This is a genomic window from Pseudomonas sp. PME37.24/025 (genome assembly GCF_055556615.1).
In genome coordinates this window covers 1-229 of record NZ_JBVHNK010000516.1, presented here as the reverse complement: position 1 = coordinate 229, position 229 = coordinate 1, and the positions used below count along the sequence as shown (strand labels likewise).

Here is a 229-nt window from a genome sequence, read left to right as displayed (position 1 = left end):
CCGCGGCGGTCGAAGCTGCTCTCGCTGAGCTCGGCGTCGACGGGCTCGAGCAGGCACGTACTACCGGAGCGGATGCGGAGGCCTGGGCGCCGGAGATCATCATCCTCGGCGACAACCCGGACGATGCCACCCGTGAAGCCATCAGCGAGCTGGTCACCCGGATCCCGCGTGTGGGCATCGCAGCTGTCAGCGCCGGCCACCTGACGGGCAGCTGGAACCTGGCACTCAC

At 69.4% G+C, this 229-nt stretch carries 1 protein-coding gene; it reads left to right on the top strand.

What is annotated here, in order from left to right:
- On the top strand, nt 1-229 hold a 229-nt coding region (locus tag ACZ3HH_RS31270; protein ID WP_465810631.1), incomplete at both ends, for a hypothetical protein.